This is a genomic window from Pseudomonas asplenii, from assembly GCF_001293465.1.
Classification (GTDB): Bacteria; Pseudomonadota; Gammaproteobacteria; order Pseudomonadales; family Pseudomonadaceae; genus Aquipseudomonas; species Aquipseudomonas fuscovaginae_B.
This window is the reverse complement of sequence record NZ_JSYZ01000009.1, coordinates 392901-414406: the sequence shown is the minus strand read 5'-3', so window position 1 is coordinate 414406 and position 21506 is coordinate 392901. Positions and strand designations below refer to the sequence as shown.

Below are 21506 nucleotides of genomic sequence, written 5' to 3'. Positions count from 1 at the left end.
AAAAGGCCGGACTCCTCACAGAGTCCGGCCTTTTTTGTAGCGCTCTACAGTGAATCGATCAGATGCCATCCTGCGGATGCAGGGTGCGCTTGGCCAGGTCTTCGGGGCTCTTTTCCTGCCAGACCTTCCAGTACTCGACGCGTTTCTCTTCAACGCTGCCCTTGTTGTTCTCGAACCAGGACAGCGACTTCGGCGAGTTGCCGACCAGTTCGGTGTCCTTGATCAGGTTGTCGACTTCCTTGCTGCCCTTGGCGAACTCGGCCTTGCTGTCGGAACTGACCGGCCACAGCGAGAAGCGGGCTTTCCAGGCGCCCATGCGCGGTGTCACCACGCTGTAGTAGGTCTTGCCCGCAGCCAGGTCGGCCTCGAGGAAGTCGGCGGCCTCGGACACCACCATGAACGTGTGCTTGCCCGGGGTAGTGGGGTAGTTGATCTTGCTGCCGTTGGCCATGATGCCGATGAATTTGGTCTGGCCGCCGGTCACGTCATACAGCGACGCATCGATGATCTTGCCGACGAAGGAGGAGCGCATGAAGACGACCTGCGCGGCGTTCGGTTCGGCGCTCGGAATGGTTTGCGTGGGGGCCACCTGCATCGGGTTGCCGGCACAGCCGCCCAGCAGGGCGGCAGCGGCCAGAAGGCAGGCGTGGATAATGCGCATCGATTGCTCCTTGGTCTTGTATTCGAGTGGTTCCCTACTCAGGTGCGCCGCGGCAAGGCAATGCTCGCCGCTGCGGGCATCTTTCAGGCCCGCCCTTTAAAACATGAAGGCAATTGGCTATCAAGTATTTTCGGTTTTGCCGGAGCGGCCGTCAGCGCTCCTGCACCCCGCGAAACGCCGCACTCAAGGCCCGCAGTGTTTCCTGCGAGCGGGCATCCGTCGGGCGTGCATGCAGGATGATCTCTGTCATCGGCAGGGGTGGCAGCCCCCATTGTTCGCCGACTTCGATTGCGCCGGCCGGTGCCACCCGTTTGGCCAGGGCGGCGACGCCGAGGCCGGCGCTGACCGCCGCACCCACCGCCATCACGCCGCCACCGACGAAGACTTCGGTCCAGGCGATCGCCGCTTCGTCCAGCACCCGCACCGCCAGTTGCCGCACGCCACAGGGCGAAGCCATGGTCGCCAGGCGCAGGACACTGCCCGGGGTGTGCTGCCAGGTGGGGGAGGCGAACCAGCCGAAGCGCTCGACCACCAGCACCTCACCGTCATGCCGCTCGCCTTCGCTGCGCACGATGGCGGCATCCAGTTCGCCGCGGTCGAAGGCCGCACTCAAGTCCCGCGACGAGCCGATGCGCACCTCGATGATCAGCAGCGGGTCGTATTGCGCCAAGCGGCTGAGCAACAGCGGCAGGTCCGGGCCGGCCACATGGTCGCTGATGCCGATGATCAGCCGGCGGTTTTCAGGCACCTCCATGTCGCCCAGGGCCCGCTCATGGGCCAGCAGCAGGTGGCGGGCGGCCTGGATGAACTGCTCGCCGCGGGGCGTCAGGTGCACATGGCGTGGGGTGCGTTCCAGCAGGCGATAACCCAGGCGTTCTTCCAGGCGCTTGAGTTTCAGGCTGATGGCCGCCTGGGAGGTGTCCAGCGCCTGGGCCGCCCGGGTGAAGCTGGCGAAGTCGGCGATCAGCACAAAGGCCTGGACGGTATCGAGATCGAGAGGTCTGCCGATGTCTGCCATATCCATCTCTTATCACACATATATTGGAGGATATCTTGTTGTAATTATCGACCTTGCGCAAGCTGGCTCCGGGTTATCCACATCCGGTCATTGCCGAAGGAGCGCAGTCATGTTTGCCAAACAATATTCACACCGCTTGCCCGCCAACTACGACATGGAGCTGATCCGCCGCCGCGCGAGGGAACTGGGGCCGCGCTGGGACGGCACCCCAGGCATGCTGTTCAAGGCGTTCATTGCCCGCGAGCGGGGTGTGTTCGCCGCCACGGACAATCTCTACGCGTCGGTCTACCTGTGGGCTGACCCGCAGGGCGCCGCCCATTTCCTGATGGACGAGCGTTTCCAGGTGGTCATCGATTCGTTCGGGCGGCCGCAGGTCGAGGCCTGGCTGCCCTTGGAATTCAGCTTCGGCCCGGCGCGCGAGGCGAAGGCGCTGTACCGGGAGGAGTGGGCGATCGAGCCGCAGACCGATCGTATCGGCTTGCTGGCGGCCGAGAGAGAGCGGAGCCAGGCGATCCTGAGCCGGGAGGATACCCTGGCGTCCTTCCTGGCACTGGATGCGGCCAACTGGCGGCTGCTGCGTATCACGCTGTCGTCGGCCGCCCCGGATCGCAGCCGGGGAGGGCAGGTCTACGAAGTGCTCTACCTGGCGCAGTCCGATCTTGAGAGCCTGCGCCATGGGCGCTCATGAGCAGGGCCCGGAGCACCTTCGGCCCATGGCGATGTTGCTGGCCCATCTGCAGGGACTGGCAGTAGGCGCCTTACCGATCCTGGGGTTGACGCTGCTGGTCTGTCTGCTGTTGCCGGCGAATTTTCGCTGAAGTGTTTCAAGTGGCGACACAATCCGAATAGCATGGGCGACTTCATCGATTCTGGAAGCGCCCATGTCCCTCGAAATACGCGAAGCCCGGCCCAGTGATGCGCCGCAGATCCTGACCTTTATCACCGAGCTGGCCGAATACGAACGGGCCCGCCACGAGGTGCTCGCCAGTGTCGTGGACATCGAGCGCAGCCTGTTCGGCGAAGGCGCCACGGCCCACGGCCTGATCTGCCTGCGCGATGGCGAGCCGGTCGGTTTCGCGGTGTTCTTCTTCAGCTACTCGACCTGGCTGGGCCGCAATGGCCTGTACCTGGAGGACCTGTATGTCTCGCCACAGCAGCGCGGCGCGGGGGCGGGCAAGAAGTTGCTGCGGCACCTGGCGAAGATCGCCTGTGCCAATGACTGCGGGCGCCTGGAATGGAGCGTGCTGGACTGGAACGAGCCGGCGATCCGCTTCTACGAATCCATCGGTGCGCAACCGCAGAGCGAGTGGGTGCGCTACCGGATGGATGGCGAAGTGCTGAAGAATTTCGCCTATTCCGAGGACTAGGCCAGCTTCACGGGCCCAGTCGCGGATTTATCCGCGAAAGCGCTGGCGCAGGCAGCACTTTTCCACGGGATAACCTGGGGGGCAGCTTTACTGGAACCACTGCCACAACAGCAACGCCTCCACCAGCCCCACCACCGAGACGATGGTCTGCAACACCGACCAGACCCAGATCGTCTGCTTGAGCTGCAAGCCGAAGTACTCGCGCACCATCCAGAAGCCGGCATCGTTCACATGGCAGAAGAATACCGAACCGGCACCGATCGCCAGGGCCACCAGCGAGCTCTGGGTGCTTGCCAGGCCGGCCATCAGCGGGGCGAGGATGCCGGCGGTGGTGGTGGTCGCGACGGTGGCCGAACCCGTCGCCTGGCGCAGGGCGACGGCGATCAGCCAGGCCAGCAGCACGTAGGACAGGTGCGCTCCGCTGGCGATCTTGCTGATGGTATCGCTGACCCCGGCTTCCAGCAGCGTCTGCTTCAGGCCGCCACCGGCACCGATGGTCAGCAGCAATACGGCAATCGGCGCCAGGCTCTTGCGCAGCACGCTACCGACCTGGTCCCGGGCCATGCCGATCGACCAGCCCAGGCAGATCACCGCCGCGATTACCGCAATGCCCAGGGCGATCAGCGGTTCACCGAGAAATTTCAGGGTGATCGCCAGGCTGCCTTGCGGTGCCATGGCGACCTTGGCCAGCGTACTGCCGAGCATCAGCAGCACCGGCAGCAGGATGATCAGCAGTGACACGGCAAAGCTCGGCTTGCGGCGGGTTTCGATCTTGGCGGTGAACAGCGCGCCGAGTTCGGCAGGTTCCTGCACATCCAGTCGCTTCGACAGCCAGATGCCATACAGGGGGCCGGCAAGAATCACCGCCGGTACGGCGATGCACAGGCCCAGCAGCATCGTCGTGCCCAGGTCGGCATGCAGTGCGCTGACGGCGATAAGCGGCCCGGGGTGCGGAGGCATCAACGCATGCAGTGTGGTCATGCCGGCCAGGGCCGGGATCGCCACCTTGAGCAATGGCTGGCCGGACTGCCGGGCGATGACGAAGATCACCGGCACCATCAGCACCAACCCGACTTCGAAGAACAGCGGCAGGCCGATGACCATCGCCACGAATGCCATGACCCAGGGCAGGGCCTTGCCTTTCGCATGCCGCAGCAGGGTCGAGGCGATCCGGTCGGCGGCGCCGGATTCGGCCATCAGCGCGCCGAGCATCGCGCCCAGGGCAATGATGATCCCGGCTTCGCCGAGCAGGCTGCCGGCACCCTTGCTGAAGGCCTTGGCGACTTCTTCCGGCGGCAGCGCCGCACCGAGCCCGGCGACGAAGGTGCCGATCAGAATCGACAGGAAGGGCGGCAGTCTGGTCAGGCTGATCAGCACGATGATGCTGGCAATGGCGGCCAGGCAGCAGAGGATCAGGCGGGTGTCGTGGGCGAGCCACGCGGCATGTGAAAGATCCAACGGAAACCCCTTATTGTAATATCTTGTTACGTGTTTCCAGGGAATATACCTGAAGGATTCATATAGATGACTATCTGAGTCGGTTTTTTTACACATTACCCGGCGAGGACGATAACTGGTCAGTGCGTCCGACGCGGACCCGGCAGGCGGGGCGGAGTGTGGAGGCCGACGCGGATCTTGCCGGCGGGGCCGGGCGTGTGGGCCGGCGCGGATCTTGTAGGAGCCTGGCTTGCCAGCGAAGGGGCCCTCAAGGTTGCCAAAAGCTTCGCGGCGGTTCGGCGCCCCGACAAGCCCGGCTCCTGAAGGTCTGGTATGGCCGGGTCAGTTCATCAGCACGGGCGGCAGCGTGCCCAGCAGCGACACCGCGAGAATCGCGCCAAGGCCCAACAGCCATTCGAGAGTGACGCTGCGCCGCAGCATCGTGAAGCGCCCACGACGGCTCATCACCAGGTTGAACAGGGCCAACCCGAGCATCAGCAGGACCACCAGCACCTTGGCCAGCAATATCAGCGCAAAGCCCTGCAACAACGGTGTCGGCCAGAGGGTCCCGGTGAGCACGCGGACGTTGACCAGGCCGGTGACGACGATCACCGCGACCATCAGATAACCCAGATTGCTGAAGCGTCGCAGGATCCGCTCGAGGTCATGCCCGGCCGGGCGGCTCAGCACCAGGGCCAGCAACATCAAGCCACCGATCCAGGCGCCGACCCCGCTCAGGTGCAGCAGTTGATTGAACATCAGCAACTGCCCACCCAGCCCGTCGAGCATGGCGCCATGACCCACCGGTGCCAGGGTCGCCAGTTGCAGGAACGCCAGCAGCAGGCTGACCCGTGGCGGCGCATTGGTGCCGAGGGCGATCAACAGCAGCAGGCTCAAGCCCAGGTGCCAGGTCCAGACCTGGCCGAAGAAGGTGCTGCCCAGCACCAGTTGCAGGGTGGGCAGGCGGATGGCGTCCGCCCCGTCATCGGTCATGCCGACGGTGGTCAGCAGCAACCAGGCCGTCGCACTGAGCAAGGCCAGCCCGGCCATCCAGCGGCGCGCCCTGAGCAGGCGTGAATCGAGCGCTGTGTCGGGCGTCGAACCGATCAGCAGGGGCCTGAACAGAGAGACCCCGAACAGCGACAGGACCATGGTGAAATGCACGAAACGACACAGGACCATGGCATCCGGCATGAACTCAGTTGCTCACCTTGAAGCCGTAGTTGCCTTCACTCTTGTGGGTATCGACCGAGACCGCATGCCAGTTGACCTGGTAGTCGCCCGCCTTCAGGGCGGCCGCCGGGGTCACGATCAGCACCTTTTTGTCGGCCGGATCGGTGGCGATGCCTTTCAGCGCGACCTTGCCATCGCCATTGCTCAACTCGACCTTGGTCAACGCCGCCTCGACACCTTCGCTGAATACCAGGCGCAATTCGCTCGGGGCGCTGACGGTGCTGTCGGCTGCCGGGGTTTCGCTTTTCAGGTGGGCATGGGCGAACGCGGAATCGGTCGCGGCGAAACCGCCGAGCAGGACAACGGTGCCGAGGAATTTTTTCAGGCGGGAAGATGACATCGATCAGTACCTTGATGATGGGAACAGGTGAGGATGCCGCGCAATGGCATGGAGGCCACAATAGCCGCTATGGAAGCGTTTGGCACCTGCAAGACAAAAAGGGAGCCGGGATGACCGACTCCTTTTTGTGTTGCAGATGTCCGATACTGTGGCGTCGGCCCTCTGAAAATTCTCCCGGGATTGTGCGTCAGGTCTGAGAAACGACCGCGCCTGGAAGGAGCTCGCGCTCGGTATCCAGAATGCGATTACAGTGGCGCCGTCGTGCCGGGTTCTCACCGGCTTCTATTCTTACAATAATGACCAGTGCTCGTGCGGCGTGTGCCCGCAGCGGGGCAGAACGGGAGAAATGTCCATATGGCGATCCGGCTCAGCGTTGTTTGCCATGCCCGCACCGAGGCTCAGCGTCTGGGGCGCTTCCCGCTGGATGAGCCGGTCGAACCCAAGGGACTGGCCAAGGCTGCCGAATTGGCCAGCCGGCTGAAAAAGCCGGTACGTATCCTCAGTGCACCGGAGACCCGCGCCTGGCAGACCGCCGAGGCGCTGGGCAGCGAGATCGAGATCGTGCCGGAGCTGGGGGACTACGATTTTGGCGAGTGGCAGGGCCTGAGCCTGAGCGACCTGCAGGAGAACGCCCCCGAGGCACTGGCAGCTTGGGTCAGCCATCCGGAGATGGCCCCGCCGGCGGGCGAGTCGGTGATCGCACTGTGCGCCCGGGTGGCGGCCTGGCTCGACAGTTTCCAGGAGGACGGGCACTTCGTTGTCGTCACCCACCCCTTCGTGATTCGCGCGGCGATTCTCCATGCGTTGCAGGCCGGGCCGGCCTCGTTCAACGCCATTGATATCGAGCCGTTGTCGGTGGTCGACCTGCGTCGCAACGGGCACTGGCGTCTGCGGTTCTAGTGCGTCTGCTTGCTGATGGCTGCGAGATAATCGGCGTCGCCCAAGCCCACCTGCGCCCAGACCCGCCGCTCTTCACCGCCCATGCGATCGTACTGCTCGTCGGCATCCCACAGCGTGAGGATCTGTCTGGGAAACAGGTGCTCGTGGGTATTGAGCGAATGCTCGCCTGAACCATCGGCCCGCGCCATTCGCCCGAACAGCTCCTCGGCCTCGGTATCGAAGACGTTCACGCCGTCATACATGACCTGGCACGCAGCGTAGCAGGACACCCCGATGAACGAGGCCTGGCCCGCGCTGTACTCGACCTGAATCCCCAGTTCTGGCAGATCGAAGTAGTCCTGTGTTTCGGTGTCGTGCTTGAGCGTGAAACCGTCGGCTGTCATCGCCAGCCTGGTGTTCTCCCGTGATGCGCCCAGCCTGGCGGGGCCGATACCTTCATGCGGGACGATGTTGAATACCTTCATGGTCGGACCTCGGCCCGTAGCTGCTGCCACTCATGCCAGCAGTTTTCAGCCGAAATATCCGGGTAGCCCCTGCTGTCGTCCATGGCTTGCGCGACCTCCACCGGCAGGCTGATACAGGCGGCGTTGTCCCGGATTTCCAGGACTTGCGCTTCTGATAGCGGCGCACCTTTCTTCTGTTCGGCGGCAGTCAGGATAACCACCAGTGCGGGGACGAAGACAATGCAGAGCTGTTCGGATTGAGGCATGGGGCATCCGTGCGCAGGATTGAAGGTATTCAGCACACTATCGGTATGAGGCGTGCAAGTTCAAGCGTGGAATGTCGACCGGGATGGGATTGTCAGGTTGCGGGTCGCTGTTGCATGATCGATTCCATGAACATGATATCGCTGCAGTTGACCATCACCTCTACCTCCGTGACCGCCCTGGGCGGGTGCGAGGTTGCCGTGTGAGTGATTGACGCGCAGTGAACCAAGGCCCCGCCAGCAATGGACGGGGCCTTTTGGTTTCCGGCCCCTTGCTGGCATCACCAGGAAGGAGAAACACCATGCAGGTTCACAGTTCCCAGCGCTCGGCGCTGTTGATCATCGATATGCAGGTCGGCCTGTTCCATGGCCCGGACAAGCCATGGGACGGTGAGCAGGTGCTGGCGCGTATCACCGCGCTGGTCGGGCAGGCGCGCGAGTCCTGCGCACCGATCTTCGCCCTGCGGCACACCGGGCCGCAGGGTTCGCCGATCGAGGCGGGCAGTGCCGCCTGGCAGGTCTTGCCGGAGCTGGGACTGGACCCGGCGGCGGATCATCTGCTCGACAAGAGCCGTCCCAGTTGTTTCTTCGAAACCGGGTTGGCCGAGCAACTGGACGACGCCGGGGTGAAACGGTTGGTCATCGTCGGCATGAAGACCCAGTACTGTGTCGACAGCACCTGCCGGCTGGCTCGCGACCTGGGCTTCGAGGCGGTGCTGGTAGGTGATGCGCATACCTGCATGGACACGCCCGGGCTCTCGGCCCGGGCGATCGTCGAGCATCACAATGCGACCCTGAACGGGGCTTTCGTGCAGGTGATGAAGGCGGCGGATGTGAGCTTCTGAACCCGTATGGTCACGGTCGGTGTCGGAGACACGGACCGTGCGCCAATCAGGGCTTTTTCACCGGCGTCGGCAAGGTCACCAGCGACACATAGTCGTTCCAGAACTTCTTCTGGTCGACGGCGAACACCACCCTGGCCTTCTGCGTACCGACCGGTGCACCTTTGCTGTAGCCCAGCGCCCGGCCGTAGTCCGGACCGAAGTGGGTGTCGACATCGATCCACATCTCGCGTGACTCGGTGACGATGCCTGGCTCGGTCAGGAACAACGCCGGCAGGCTGTCCCAGGTGAAACTGTGGTAGCCCGGGTCCTTGGCGAACTCCGGTCCGAACACGCTTTGGTACAGTTCCGGTACCGCACCCTTGGCGGCGATCACCCGTTGGTAGACCGAAGCGTCGAAGATGACCTTCTCGCAGACATCGTTGGGGAAGATCACGTGTTCGATCGGCGAGCGCAGGACGATCCGCGCCGCTTCCGGGTCGAACCACCAGTTGAACTCGGCGGCCGGCGTGGTGTTGCCGGGAACCTCGATGGCCCCGCCCATGTACACGATGCGCTTGATCAGCGGCACGATATCCGGGGCCTGGCGGATCGCCAGGGCCAGGTTGGTCAGCGGGCCGATGGCCAGCAGCGTCACTTCGTGGGGGTTCTTGCGCACGCTGTCGATGATGAACTGCGGGGCGGTTTCGCTGCGCAGTCGGGTATGGGTCGCCATGCCGTCCGGCGGGGCCACCAGTTGCGCCGCCGAGGTCGGCCGCGGGTTCTTGAACGCCCCGGGCCAGCCGGAGCCGAACAATGCCTGCTCCTGGGGGTAAGTGGCGAAATCATGCAGCAGCGGGTAGGCCGCGCCGGAGTAGACGCCGATCTCCTTTTCCACGCCCATGCGTTCGACGGCCTTCAGCGCGTCGACCTGTGCCTGGTCGACCCAGGCATTGCCGCTGACCAGGGTCATGCCGAGCAGGTCGATTTTCTTCTGCGCATGCAACTGCGCGAGCATGATGAAGGCCTGGCCGTCGTCGTTGAGCACGTTGAAATCGGTGTCGAGAATGACCTTGTCCGCCGCGTGCAGCGAACCGGTCGACAAGCCGACGGCCAGCGCCAGCGCGCAGCCCTTGAGAAAGCGTTGCATGGTGATTTGCCCCAATGAGTTATTGTTGTATTGCGGTGGCCCAGCATGCCTGGCGATGCGAGGAAAGGCTATCGCCAGGTAAGTGGTTACTTAACCAGGGGTGTCTGGGAGGGGCTCGGAAGGGTAGCGATTGCCGGCCTGTTCGTGGGTACGCCCGTTCCGGCAGTTGAGTGCAGAACGCCACGTACCACCAGGTCGCTGATGAAGGCCAGCCAATCCTGTCGCTGATGCTTGTCCGCCAACGGTTCGCCGAGGAACGAACTCAGGGTGTGCTGGTTGGAATTGTAGAAGTAGCAGAGCGAGGCGATCATCAGGTAGACATGCTTGATGTCCAGGTCCTGGCGGAAGAGCCCCTGGGCCTGGCCGGCCTCGATGATCGGGCGCAGCACGCCCACCGCCTCTCCCGACAGTCGCCGCAGTTCCCCGGACTGCCGGGCGTGCTTGCCCTGGTGCAGGTTCTCGATGCTCAGGATGGCGACGAATTCGGGATGGCGGACGTAGTAGTTCCAGATGAACGCGACCAGTTCACGCAAGGCTTGCTCGGGCTTGCCGAGCTCCAGGCGCAGTTTGCCTTCGGCCTTGTTGAACTGCTCGTAGATGTGTTCCAGCACGCAGAGGAACAGGCGTTCCTTGCTGCCGAAATAGTAGTAGAGCATGCGGTCGTTGGATTCGGCTTCCTGGGAAATGCTCTCGACCCTTCCGCCGGAATAGCCGTCGCGGGCGAACACCTTCACGGCGGCCTTGAGGATACGGGCGCGGGTCTGGTCGGCTTGCTGGGCGCGGATGCCGGTTTTCCTGGTCACCGTCTGGCGGTCCTTCGGCTGGAGGGCAGGAAGGCGAATATACCACGGCCCCCCGAAGGCGCTGTACACCGTGCTCTCGGCCCGCACACCCCAGCCGTCCGTTGCCCGCAGATCTACGAGCCGAGCCTGATCCTCGTCGCCAGGGCGGCAAGCTGACCCACCTGGCGTTACTTCGAGCGCAGCCCGGAGGGCGGAGCGGGGGCCCTTAGGTCAGAAAGCCACTGCCGCTGAAAAACCTGTCATTTCTGACAGTATCCAAATCCTTGAGCATGGCGTTAAATCTGTCCAGGCCCCAGTGGCCGGGCGAGTCAAGCCGAAGTGTCCGTGGACTGTCGTCTCGATCGACTGCCGAATCTTATTCCTTTCCCTGGCAGACAGGGTTTGATAGCGAACGAGAGGAGTGCAAGGACATGACAGTCTCCGATATCAAGACGCTTGCGGCCCAGGGGCGGCAGGCGTTTCGTAAGACCCTGGCGGAGCGTCGCACAACGCCTAAAGATCCAGTGCTGCCTGTTCCCGTCGGAGTTATCGATCCTGCGGATGGCACCATCGGCAGGCCGTATAACTATGCGGCATTGAAAGTGAGTATTCAGAGATGGACCAATACTCCAAATCCTGGTGAAGACAATGAGGTGTTTCTATTCTGGGCGCCGGGACGCAACCCATCCGATGGTGTGTATCAACAGGTTGATAGTAGGCTCATCGATGGCAACAATTTGCCAGGTTTTCCTTTGGAAATGAATATCCCGCTTGAAGTTTGGGGAGATACCGAAGGTGCTTTTTCGATCAAGTATGATATTCGTTTAGCCAACGGTACTACGGATCACAGTGGTGTGTTCCCGGCGATCCGCGATACTAAAGCTCCTTACGCCGATGCTGATGACCCTGAACCGTTGAAGTTGATACTGCCGACAGAACTCGAAGATGCCGATCTGGATGCGGCGGAGCCTACAGGCGTGGAAGCGGAGATTCCCGATTATCCCGACTATCAGCCGAAAGACAAAATAGCCTACTGGTGGGTCACCGAAGTCCCTTCATTCGATCCAAATGATCCAAATGCTCCGCTTCCCATTGCTAATGTTTCAGTGCCAGACGATCGAAAGATCTACTTTCCTGTCGATTATATTCGTGACAAAGGCGATGGCGGTTGCTTTGTCGCTTATACACTGTTCGATAAGGCGGGAAACCGCACTCCATTGTCTCATCCGACAGAGGTGGGTGTGGCGATTGGGGTGATGCCCAGCAACTTTCAAAATCCGAGCGTCCCTCAGTCCCAGCCCAAGGGCTTTGTCAATCAGAACGATGCGCTTGATGGTATCTATGTCGTTATCGAGGAGTTCACCCCCCATAAACCGACCGACAATATCGAGGTGACCTGGGGTCAGAGCAAGTTGACAGCGGAGCCCATCGGTTCATCACCGACATGGCCAAAGCGGATCAAGGTACCCGAGGATGTCCTGATCAAGGAGTACGATTGGAGTAACGGAGGGCGGATACCGACCCCCATCGGCTACCGGTTTCTGCGCGGTACGGTGCCACGTGGACCTTTCACCAGTTCGGTGGATGTGTACTTTTCCGTCCCGGGACCGGGCCCCGATAATCCGATCGATTGGCCCGACCCGGTCAATGCCGATATGACGCCTGGCGAAGTCTTTGGCAAGAGCACACCCGGCCAGCCCAATGTGCTGGTGCGTGCGGATGACGGGGAAGATGCGACGTTCGAGTTCACCTTTTATGACGATACAACGGCCGATGTTGGAAAGGTCATAGAGTTCTATTGGGGCGCTTACCATGTCGAGGAAGCCGATATCCCGCTCAAGGGCAATGAAGGCGGTGAAGACGAAACGGTGACTATACCCTGGAAGTATATCTATGATGAGGGCAACGGTCCCAAGGTGCTTGTCCATTATCGGATCAGGGACAAGACATCCGGCAACTGGCAGCGTTCGCCTTATACGGAGGTCAATGTCAATGCCGTGGTCTATCGGCCCGATGCTCCGGAGTTCGAGGGCGTCAACGATTTTGGTTTCCTCGCCTGCCCTGCATTGTACGATCCACCCTATACACCCGGTGGCCCGAATAACCCCGATGATCCGTCTGTGCGCCTGAGAATACCGGATCTGAGCAAGGATCTTGGACCCGGCGATACACTCACATTGAAGTGGGTGGCTTATCAGCATTCGGACCCCACTGACGGCGAAATCGCTGCAGAATACGAGCTACCCGTCACTTTGGGACCGGACTGGCCCGTTACGGGATTTGTTTGGCGTATTGGCTATGACGCTTATGTCAAGCCTATCTATATACCGACGACCAGTCCGGGTGGAAGAGCAAGGGCAACTTACTCCTTTGTGGATAAGACAGGGGAGACTGTTACTTCGAAATTTGCCGATGTTAAAGTCGGCATGTACGTATCCGATTTGCCCTGCCCAATACCGCCCACGCAGCCGACGCCCTAGTTGTTTGAATAGCCAGAGTGGATAACCGCTCTGGCTGTTGTTTTTGTATAGGCCCGGCGTTTTTAATCGGAAATTTTCCTAACTCTATCAGGAAAATTCCTACATATCAGTAGCTAATGAATCTATAGGCTTTTTCCTCCTTTTGGGTGTGACGATGGTTTAAAAATCAATGAATTTTCAATTTTCAGATGGCGTTATGCCGGTCGGTTCTGTGCTCAACCTCAATCCACTGGTGCGTGCGATCAGTTCGCCGGCCCGTCGTTCCCTATGGCGTCGTTGTTCATGGAGCAAGGCCGCCGCATTGACGTTCATACCGTTGCTGGTGTTCTGCAACGCCGCTCAGGCGCGGGATCTGATCAACGAGAATCTGACCATCGACCACACGACCGCCCCGGACAGCTATCGCCTGGTGGGCACTTCGGTACTCACCGCGACAGGCGCCTCGACCCTCGGCATCAGTGCGGATGTGGGGACCAGCCTTGACCTTGGCGGTACTCAGGTCAGCGGGGGGGCGGCGACCGGCGTTGCCCTGATAGGGGGCGCCACCGCCAGGATCGCCGCCGGCAGCACGGTGACCAGTGATAGAACCGCGCTGATTGTCGGCGAGACGGGGGGGAGCGGTTCCACGGCCATCGTCAGTGACAGTGTTCTGGCGGGCGGTACCGTCGGCGCATTGGTGAGTGGGCTCAGCAGCCTGGTGTTGAACAACAGCGTGGTGTCCGGCGCCACCAGCGATGGCGTGCAGGTTTTCGGCGGCACCCTGCAGGCAACCGGCGGTTCGATCACCGGCGGGCGCAACGGACTTCTCCTCGGCGATACCGCAGGCAGCTCCAACGGTTCCCAGGTGACGCTCGATGGCACCCATGTCGAAGGCCTCAGCGGGGCGGCGATCCTGGTCAACAACCCCGGAGGCAACAACGAGTCGACGATCAACGTCCGCAATGGCGCGACGCTGGTGGGCAGTAACGGCCTCCTGCTGCAAGTGATCGACGGTGCCAAGGCGAATCTCGATGTCAGCAACAGCGCTCTGGTCGGTGACGTGGTGGCCGAGGCAGGCAGTACCGCCAATGTGACCCTGCAGAACGCTGCGACCCTGACCGGACGCCTGCAAAACGTCGACACCCTGACGCTCAACAGCCAGGGCAAGTGGATCATGGTCGAGGACGGCGAGCTGAAGAACCTGGCCATGAGCGGCGGCTCGGTGCAGTTCGGCCAGCCGGGCAGCTTCTACACCCTGTCGGTGGAGAACCTCAGCGGCAATGGCAACTTCATCATGCACACCGATTTCGCCACGGGCCGTACCGACTTCCTGGATATCACCGGCACCGCCACCGGCAGCCATACCCTGGATGTGGCCAGCAGCGGAGCCGACCCGTTGTCCGACAAGCAGATCCATGTGGTGCGTGCCGCCGCCGGCGATGCGTCGTTCTCGCTGCTCAATGGCCGGGTCGACCTCGGGATCTTTTCCTACGACCTGATCAAGGTCGGTGCCAACGATTGGTACCTGGATGCCTCGAGCAAGGTCATCAGCCCCGGCACCGACTCGATCCTCTCGCTGTTCGACGCCTCGCGCACCGCCTGGTATGGCGAGTTGAGCACCCTGCGCAGCCGCATGGGCGAGGTGCGCATGAACAACGGCCAGACCGGTGGCTGGATGCGCGCCTATGGCAACCGTTTCGATGTCTCCGCCGACTCGGGCATGGCCTACAAGCAGACCCAGCATGGCCTGAGCTTCGGTGTCGACACGCCGTTGCCCGCCCTGGGCGATGGCCAGTGGGTGGTCGGCCTGCTGGGCGGCTACAGCCGTTCCGACCTGCAGATCAAGCATGGCACCACCGGCGAGGTCGACAGCTACTACATCGGCTCCTATGCCACCTGGCTCGATGCCGACAGCGGCTACTACTTCGACGGTGTGCTCAAGCTCAACCGTTTCCAGAACGCGTCCAGCGTCAGCCTCAGCGATGGCGCCAAGGCCAAGGGCAACTACGCCACCACCGGCGTGGGCACCACCCTGGAGTTCGGCCGGCATATCAAGCTCGACGATGGCTATTTCGTCGAGCCCTATGCCCAGGTCGCGGCCCTGGCGGTACAGGGCAAGTCCTACGCGCTGGACAATGGCATGACGGCCCATGGCGACCATGGCCGTTCGCTGCTGGGCACCCTGGGTTCCACGTTCGGGCGCGATATCGACCTGGGCGACGGGCAGGTCGTGCAGCCCTATCTCAAGGCCGCGGTGGTCAACGAGTTCGTCAAGCGCAACGACGTGCGGGTCAACAACACCACCTTCAACAACGACCTCTCCGGTTCGCGCCTGGCCCTGGGTGGCGGTGCGACGATGAAGGTCAGCGACAAGGTGCAGATGCATGCCGACCTGGACTACAGCCATGGCAATCAGGTCAAGCAGCCGTGGGGCGTGAATCTGGGCGTCGAGTACAAGTGGTAAGGCAGTGCCGGGTCGGCCTGGTGCAAACCACGGCGGGCAAACGACGATCCGCACCTGAGTAGTCGTGCGGCAGGGCGTTCAACAGCTTCACAGGTCAAGGCGCAGGCGGTCAGGTTCACTATACCCGGCTGCCTGTCCGGGGCGAGGAGAGCGATAATGTCGAAGTCCAAGCGTTCGAAAAACCATTCCCCCCTCCAGCAGGTCCAGGAACCGAAGGCTCCGCGGGCTCCGGACGCGCTGCCGGACATTCCGAATGGCGAGGAAAACCTGCTACCGATTTCGGCGCTGACCCGGCCTTTGACGATTATCGTCCCCATGTGGGGTAACTCCGTGCCGACCCCGCAAACCCCGGAGTCGGTGCGACTCAGATGGGACAGTTCGGAATTTGGCTTCCGGCAATGGACGGCTCCGGTCCCGGAGACGGACCTGGTCTTCGAGGCGCCGGTGGAGGGCTTTGGCGAAGGTCAGCATGAAGTCATGTATGAGCTGACCCTGGCCAACGGCGAGAAGTTCGACTCGCAGAAGCTCACGCTGACCATCGATAAAACCAAGCCGCTGTTGAACCAGACCGACGAAAAACCGATTTTCCCCGACGAGATCCGCCTCAATGGCGTGACCGCCGCCTACCTGGCGCGTCCGGAAAACAACGATGAGGTCAAGGCGATCATCCCCCCTTACGATGCGCTTGCTGGCGGGCCCAGACCGGGCGATGTCATCACCTGGTACCTGAATGAAAGAACCGGAACGGGCGAGCCGGATCAACTGAGGGTCGATCAGTTGACCGTGCCTGATCCGGTCCCTGCCGTACTGGAAGCGGTGTATCCGGGACGGGCGTTTCGCGATTTCGGTGACCGCGAAGGTTATGCGCGCTATCGGGTCGAGGACCGCGCGGGCAATCGCAGCGAGTTGTCGGCGCGGGTCGATCTGGATATCAAGGCCGCCCCAATACCCCGTGACCTGAGCTACCCCCGAGTGAAGGAAGCCACGGGCAGTCCCCAGGCCAGTCAACTGAACCCCAACCCCGCCGACGTCGTGCTGAATGGCGCCATCGTGATCATCCCGCAAAATGCGCTGATCTCGGAGGATGAAACCGCGGCGGTGCTGTTTGGCGAACCGGGTTCCTTCGGTTTCTATCAGGCGGACACGCCGACCACCGTCGGCGGTCGCGAATACCGTATTCCAAGGGAATACATCGCGCGCAATCTGAAAAAGACCATTCCCGTCTCCTTTGCCGTCAGCGTGCCCAGCCGTCCCGATCCGCTGCCCTCCGCCGTCCATCAACTGAGCATTTCCAGCCTGACCGACCTGCCGATGATCCAGTGCGACAAGGTCACGAACGACCGGCTGCCGCTTTCGAGCATTGTCGACGGGGGCGTGGCGACCTTTACCCTGGGCAGTTGGAAGTACCTGTCGACCTCACAATTCCTGCGGGTGAGGGTCATAGGGCTGCTCGCCGGCGGCGGGCAGGAAACCATCACGGTACTGGAGGCCGCTTCAGTCCCCGCGTCCGGGACGGTGCCGGCGGGCACTATCTCGAAAGCTACACTGCAGCGTTTCAAGATAGGTGAAATGCTCGAGATCCGCCCGTACGTCAGCTTCGACAACAAGGCGACCTGGTATGACTTTCCCTATCCGACTCCGACTCCGACGCTGACCGCCTGACACGCCCGATACCTGTTTCTAGCGGTAGGTGATGGTGAAATTCAGCGCTCCCCTGGCATTGCCGGGCTCCACCCGAGCCTCGGTCTGGTAGAAGCGGGCCATGAAGTCCAGCACCGTCGTGCCGGGCCTGATCGGCGTCATGGGCACCTCGGTGCCCAGGGCCACCGGGGTCACGCCATCGCCGCGCAGGACCTGGATGCCGAACCCCGAGGCGCTGGAGTCGCTGGTCAGGCTGAAAATCCCGCGGTCTTCGTCGATCGGTTGCGAGCCGCGAACGCCATCGAGCCTGATGGTCGCCATGGCGACGTTCTCGTCTTCGGGGTCGGCCTCGCAACCGGTGAGCGTGATGGAGAACGACACCGCCGGGGTGCCAAAGCCCGGGCCGCTGAAGTCGGCCGCGTCCCACTCGCCCAGCCGTACCGGGTCGGCACTCACCGGGTTGCCGGTGGTGCCGCACTGAGCCTGGATCACCGTGCCCTGGGCGGCGAAACTGAAGCCTTTGCCCACGCCGCTGAACTGGCCGCTGAACAGTTCGCTGCCATCCAGCGAATGGGGACCGGCGGGAATCGGGCCGGTCTTGATCAGGGTGACCCAGGCCCGCAGGCTCTGCAGGGAAAAGGCGAAGTGGCCGGTGGGTTGGTCCTGATAGGCGTCGAACGGCGCCACCGGACGGCCGTCCACCGGGATGAAGGTGTTCAGGCCGCTGCCGTCGAAGGGGAATCCCAGTTTGATAAAGGCCCCGACGCCCGGAATATTGGTATTGAATACCTTGCCGTTCAGATCCTCGCCATTGACCGGCGGCAAGTCGCCCGGGAACAGCGCGACACTGGGCCGTGCCTGGAAATTCAGCACCACGCCGGGGGTTTCGATCCGGCACCCCAACTGCGAGCTGCCGCCGCTGCTGAAGGTGTGCCGGGCAAAGGTGCCGATGACACTGCCCTGCGGTGCATTCAGGGGAACGTAGAGGGTACCCAGTTGCGCCTGGAAGGCCAGAGGCCCGCTACCGATCTCCCAGTAGCAGCTGTCGTTGCCGGCGAAGGCCGCCCCGGCCTGGCCGCCGGCCGCCAGCAGCAGGGCGGCCAGCAGTTTTCGTATCGATCGGTTCATGTCGTTTCCTGCGTTGAAGGGGCGGTGGGTTCCGAGGTCTGGCACGTCAGTGTCTGCACGTAGTAGCCCTGGGTCTGTTCCAGCTGTTGCGGGTCGAGCCACAGTGGGCAGCCCTGGCCGTTGTCCTCGCCCCAGCGTACTTCCAGGCGCTGAACCTGCGGGTCGATGGAGAGCAGCACCTGGCCGGCCTGGCCGACCGTGCCGAGTGGATTGCCGTGGGCATCGCTGACCTGGGCGCCGAACGGCAGCGGCTTGCCCTGGGCGGTCAGGGCGGTGATCAACAGGCGGTTGACCGTGCGCGCCGCGAACCGGGTCTTGACCACCGCGCCCCGGCGCGGCACCACCTGGGCCGTGCCATTGTCGATCTCGACCTCCGGGCCCAACTGGTCGGTCTGCAGACTCAGGGTGTTGGCGCGATAGGGGCGCAGATAAGGCACCAGGGCAAAGCCACGATCATTGGTGATCACCCCGGCGGCGTTCTGCACGCCGATGCCGGCGATATCCGGCACCTCGACCAGGGCCGCGGTCTCACCCAGATAGGGCCCCATTTCCAGGCCGTCGGCATGCAGCAACAGCGCGCCGCTGGCATTGAGCGAGGCGTTGCGGTAATTGCTGCCCTGGGTCAGGCCGGCACCGATGTTGCCCGAGGCGCCCTGATAGCCCAGCGACAGCGCGGTGTTGTATCGGTCATGGGCATCGCGGCTGACGCTGGTGCGGTAACTGATCCGGTTGTCGTCGGCCTGACCGCTCAGGCTGCTGCGTTGGCTGGAGCGGCCGGCGCTGTTCTGCAGGTCGAACGAGAGCATGCTCGACGAGCCGAAATCCAGTGGCAGCGACACGCTCAGACCGAACTGGCGTTGCTCGCCCACCCGGGTATTGGGCCTTTCGCTCAGCGATTGTTGTGCGAAGACGCTATAGGAAACGCCACGATGGTGGGTGTTGAAGCCGAATTGAAACTGGCGCTGGGTGTAGTGGGTCTGCCAGTAATCCTGGTGCGACACGGTCAGGTTGAGGGAACTCTGCCGGCCGACCTTCTGGTAGACACTGGCCTCCAGGCGGCTGCGCCGGCTGCCGATGAAGCGGGTATCGCGTTCGCGTTCGCGCACGGCCTCCTCGAAGTCGCGGTAGCCGGCGGTGGAATAGCGATAGCCGGCGAAGCGCAGGTTGGTGCCGGTCTGGAACGATTTGCCGTATTTCATCGCATAGCTCAACCCCTGCACCTTGCCTGTCGCCGGGGCGTCGATGGTCGCGCTGGAGTGGGTCAGGTCCAGCGCCAGGGCGCCGAACGAGCCCAGGTCACGGGCCACGCCCAGGTTGCCGGCGCGATAGAAATCGCTGCCCATCAGGCCGCCGTAGAGGGTCGAGCTCCAGCCGGTGCCGACGGCCAGGGTGCCTTGCCAGAGTGGCGCGTCCGAGTCGAAGCCGATGGCGTTGTGGCGCCCGATGGCTGTGCTGTAGCGCCAGACCCCTTCGCGCAGCAGATTGGACAAGGTGGAATAGGACTGGGTGAAACGCTGGACCTGGCCGTCGGCCTCGGTCAGCACGATCTCCAGTTCGCCACTGCTGGCCACGGTGCTGAGATCATCGATTTCATAGGGGCCGGGGCTGACGAAGGTGGAGTAGATCGGGTAGCCGTTCTGCAGGATCTCGAGCTTGGCGCGGCTCTGGGCGGTGCCGCGAATGATCGGCGCGTAGCTTTGCAGGGTGTCCGGCAGCATGTCCTGGTCGGAGGCGATGATGGCCCCGCGAAACGCCAGGCTCTTGAAAATATCGCCACTGGTGAAGGTGTCGCCCAGGGTCAGGTTCGCATTCAGGCCGGGCAGGTCGCGCTGGGCATAGCTGTAGGCGCTGTTCCATTCCCGCCGACCCTGGTCGTCCAGGCGCAGCGAACGATTGCCGCGCAGACGCCAGGCGCCGAGGTTCACGCCGCCGTTGAGGTAGAGGTCGTCGCTGTGGCTGGAGCCCCCCAGGCGGTGCCGGCTCTGCTGGGTCGAGAGCTGATAGTTGACGAAGGCGGCATTGATGCCGGTCTCCCAGTGCTCCGGTGCGATATAGCCGATGACGTCGCGGCGCATGGCGATCTGTGGAACGGAGATTTCCAGGCGCAACTGGCTGCCCTCGAAGTGGCTGTCGGCGCCGGGAATGACCCGGGCCAGCTCGACGCAGCCGCCTGGCGTAGGCGCGGTTTCGGCCAGGCTGTCGAGTTTTACGCCCAGTGTGCCGAGCAACTCGGCGGACAGGCAGGGCAGCAGGCGGTTGCCCTTGGGGTCCAGGCTGAAGTCCAGTTCCCGGCTGCCGGCGGGGCGCTGGTTGATCAGCAACTCGACCCGGTAGCGTCCCGGTCCCAGGTCGTTCTGCTGGCCCAGCGCCTTGAGTGCCTGGCTGCCGGCCTCTTGGGCATATCCCGGGTGCTGGTGCAGAAAACCGGATTGGAACTCGATGGGCGGTTCCGCCAGCGCGCATTGGCTGGCCAACCACAGGGCACTACCGCCGGTTACGGGCAGCAGGTAACGCAGACGCTGGCGCCAGACTGGCCGCCGGTCTCGGAAGAATGGAGTCATGATGGCTTTCACGCAGGGCAGGAGGGCATGCCTCAGGGGGTCGATTGCACGGGCGCATGCAAGGGCGCGCTGACGGCCCCGTAGTCATTGATGGCGTTGAAGCTGACGCGCAGGCCGGATGCCGGTCTCACCGTATCCAGGGCGAAGTGCTGTTGCTTGAGCGGCTCGACCATGGCCGGATTGTTCAGGGTTTCCACTTGGCCGTTGCCGCTCAACTCGATGCGGTTGAACGACACGTGAAAGGGCGTCGGGTTATGCACCAGCAGGTGCGGTTTGCCATTGATGGGCCGGACCGACCACTGCAGGTCCTTGAGGCGGCTACCGGGTTTTTCCTTGAGCTGCACGGGCCGGTAGAACAGCTTGATCCGGGTGCGAAGGGCGATGTTCAGCACATTGCCTTGCACGCCGCTGGCCTGGGGGATTTCCTGGACGTTGAAGTAGAACAGCGACTCGCGATCGGTCGGCAGGTTGTTGGGCAGGCCATTGATCTGAACCTGCTGCTCCTTGCCGGGGTTGAGCCGGAACAACGGTGGCGACGGCATGAAGGGCACGGCGGTGGTGGTGTCGTCTGCGGCGGTGTTGACCCAGGTCTGCACCGCGTAGGGGCTTTGGCTGGGGTTGTTGACAATCAGCGAGACGTTGCGTTTGTCGCTGTCGAACACCACGCGCGTGGCGTTCAGGCTCAGGGCGGCCTGGCTGGACGGGATGTGCGAGGCCAGCAGCAACAGGGCCGTGCCGGCGCCGGCGGCAAGACGCCAGGACGCCACCTGGGGAATGAAACCGAGCATGGATCAGTACCTCTGGAACAGGCGCGAGGTTCGCGCCTGAAATACAGCGT

19 protein-coding genes are annotated in these 21506 nt (G+C 62.8%); 7 read left to right on the top strand and 12 right to left on the bottom strand.

Annotated elements, in window-relative coordinates; genetic code table 11:
• Nucleotides 1-58: 58 nt before the first annotated feature.
• Both PF66_RS13625 and PF66_RS13620 read right to left on the bottom strand, forming a co-directional pair.
• On the bottom strand, nt 59-661 hold the full coding sequence (locus tag PF66_RS13625; RefSeq protein ID WP_054061104.1) for a hypothetical protein: 603 nt from the start codon (nt 659-661) through the stop codon (nt 59-61).
• 151 nt (nt 662-812) lie between these two features.
• Nucleotides 813-1679, bottom strand: coding sequence for a LysR family transcriptional regulator (locus tag PF66_RS13620; protein ID WP_054061115.1), 867 nt, complete (start codon nt 1677-1679; stop codon nt 813-815).
• A 109-nt stretch (nt 1680-1788) separates the two neighbouring features.
• Here PF66_RS13620 and PF66_RS13615 point away from each other — a divergent pair, with 109 nt between their 5' ends.
• Together PF66_RS13615 and PF66_RS13610 are read left to right on the top strand one after the other, a co-directional pair.
• On the top strand, nt 1789-2367 hold the full coding sequence (locus tag PF66_RS13615) for a DUF4865 family protein (RefSeq protein ID WP_054062986.1): 579 nt from the start codon (nt 1789-1791) through the stop codon (nt 2365-2367).
• Nucleotides 2368-2560: 193 nt separating this feature from the next.
• Nucleotides 2561-3046, top strand: a complete 486-nt coding sequence (locus tag PF66_RS13610; protein WP_054061106.1) for a GNAT family N-acetyltransferase — start codon at nt 2561-2563, stop codon at nt 3044-3046.
• Nucleotides 3047-3133: 87 nt separating this feature from the next.
• On the opposite strand, the gene PF66_RS13605 is transcribed toward PF66_RS13610, so the two are convergent.
• From PF66_RS13605 to copC, 3 genes are all read right to left on the bottom strand, one after another.
• Nucleotides 3134-4504 carry a gluconate:H+ symporter gene (locus PF66_RS13605; protein WP_054062985.1) on the bottom strand — a complete coding sequence of 457 codons (1371 nt, stop codon included), beginning with the start codon at nt 4502-4504 and terminating at the stop codon, nt 3134-3136.
• 321 nt (nt 4505-4825) lie between these two features.
• Nucleotides 4826-5677, bottom strand: coding sequence for a copper homeostasis membrane protein CopD (copD, locus tag PF66_RS13600; RefSeq protein ID WP_054061108.1), 852 nt, complete (start codon nt 5675-5677; stop codon nt 4826-4828).
• A gap of 4 nt (nt 5678-5681) precedes the next feature.
• Nucleotides 5682-6056 carry a copper homeostasis periplasmic binding protein CopC gene (gene copC, locus PF66_RS13595; RefSeq protein ID WP_054061109.1) on the bottom strand — a complete coding sequence of 125 codons (375 nt, stop codon included), beginning with the start codon at nt 6054-6056 and terminating at the stop codon, nt 5682-5684.
• Between the two features lie 354 nt (nt 6057-6410).
• Between copC and PF66_RS13590 the strand changes: the two genes are divergently transcribed.
• The gene (locus tag PF66_RS13590; protein ID WP_054061110.1) at nt 6411-6956 is read left to right on the top strand and encodes a histidine phosphatase family protein; all 546 of its coding nucleotides are present in this window, start codon (nt 6411-6413) and stop codon (nt 6954-6956) included.
• On the opposite strand, the gene PF66_RS13585 is transcribed toward PF66_RS13590, so the two are convergent.
• Entirely contained in the window at nt 6953-7420 is a 468-nt protein-coding gene (locus PF66_RS13585) for a hypothetical protein (RefSeq protein ID WP_054061111.1), read from the bottom strand. The two genes, PF66_RS13590 and PF66_RS13585, sit on opposite strands and share 4 nt — an antisense overlap.
• Complete coding sequence (locus tag PF66_RS13580; protein WP_054061112.1) at nt 7417-7665, bottom strand: hypothetical protein; 249 nt, start codon at nt 7663-7665, stop codon at nt 7417-7419. The genes PF66_RS13585 and PF66_RS13580 overlap by 4 nt, the downstream gene beginning before the upstream one ends.
• Before the next feature lie 299 nt (nt 7666-7964).
• Here PF66_RS13580 and PF66_RS13575 point away from each other — a divergent pair, with 299 nt between their 5' ends.
• On the top strand, nt 7965-8507 hold the full coding sequence (locus PF66_RS13575; protein WP_054062984.1) for a cysteine hydrolase family protein: 543 nt from the start codon (nt 7965-7967) through the stop codon (nt 8505-8507).
• A gap of 46 nt (nt 8508-8553) precedes the next feature.
• Here the strand turns inward: PF66_RS13575 and PF66_RS13570 are convergent, their stop codons facing one another.
• Nucleotides 8554-9633, bottom strand: coding sequence for a nucleoside hydrolase (locus PF66_RS13570; RefSeq protein ID WP_054063126.1), 1080 nt, complete (start codon nt 9631-9633; stop codon nt 8554-8556).
• A gap of 86 nt (nt 9634-9719) precedes the next feature.
• Complete coding sequence (locus tag PF66_RS13565; RefSeq protein ID WP_241494349.1) at nt 9720-10436, bottom strand: TetR/AcrR family transcriptional regulator; 717 nt, start codon at nt 10434-10436, stop codon at nt 9720-9722.
• 410 nt (nt 10437-10846) lie between these two features.
• Between PF66_RS13565 and PF66_RS13560 the strand changes: the two genes are divergently transcribed.
• The 3 genes from PF66_RS13560 (at nt 10847) to PF66_RS13550 (ending at nt 17000) form a co-directional block, all read left to right on the top strand.
• Nucleotides 10847-12895 (top strand): hypothetical protein, encoded by a 2049-nt coding sequence (locus PF66_RS13560; RefSeq protein WP_054062983.1) that lies wholly within the window; start codon nt 10847-10849, stop codon nt 12893-12895.
• Between the two features lie 196 nt (nt 12896-13091).
• Complete coding sequence (locus tag PF66_RS13555; protein WP_081009849.1) at nt 13092-15338, top strand: autotransporter outer membrane beta-barrel domain-containing protein; 2247 nt, start codon at nt 13092-13094, stop codon at nt 15336-15338.
• Nucleotides 15339-15494: 156 nt separating this feature from the next.
• Nucleotides 15495-17000 (top strand): hypothetical protein, encoded by a 1506-nt coding sequence (locus PF66_RS13550; RefSeq protein WP_054062982.1) that lies wholly within the window; start codon nt 15495-15497, stop codon nt 16998-17000.
• An 18-nt stretch (nt 17001-17018) separates the two neighbouring features.
• On the opposite strand, the gene PF66_RS13545 is transcribed toward PF66_RS13550, so the two are convergent.
• From PF66_RS13545 to PF66_RS13535, 3 genes are read right to left on the bottom strand one after another with little or no spacing between them, the layout of a single operon-like run.
• Complete coding sequence (locus tag PF66_RS13545) at nt 17019-18107, bottom strand: fimbrial protein (RefSeq protein ID WP_054062981.1); 1089 nt, start codon at nt 18105-18107, stop codon at nt 17019-17021.
• A complete protein-coding gene (locus PF66_RS13540) occupies nt 18104-20668 on the bottom strand; it encodes a fimbria/pilus outer membrane usher protein (protein ID WP_054062980.1) in 2565 nt (854 codons plus the stop codon). Before PF66_RS13540 ends, PF66_RS13545 begins: the two co-directional genes overlap by 4 nt.
• Before the next feature lie 32 nt (nt 20669-20700).
• A complete protein-coding gene (locus PF66_RS13535; RefSeq protein WP_054062979.1) occupies nt 20701-21456 on the bottom strand; it encodes a fimbrial biogenesis chaperone in 756 nt (251 codons plus the stop codon).
• Between the last annotated feature and the right edge of the window lie 50 nt (nt 21457-21506).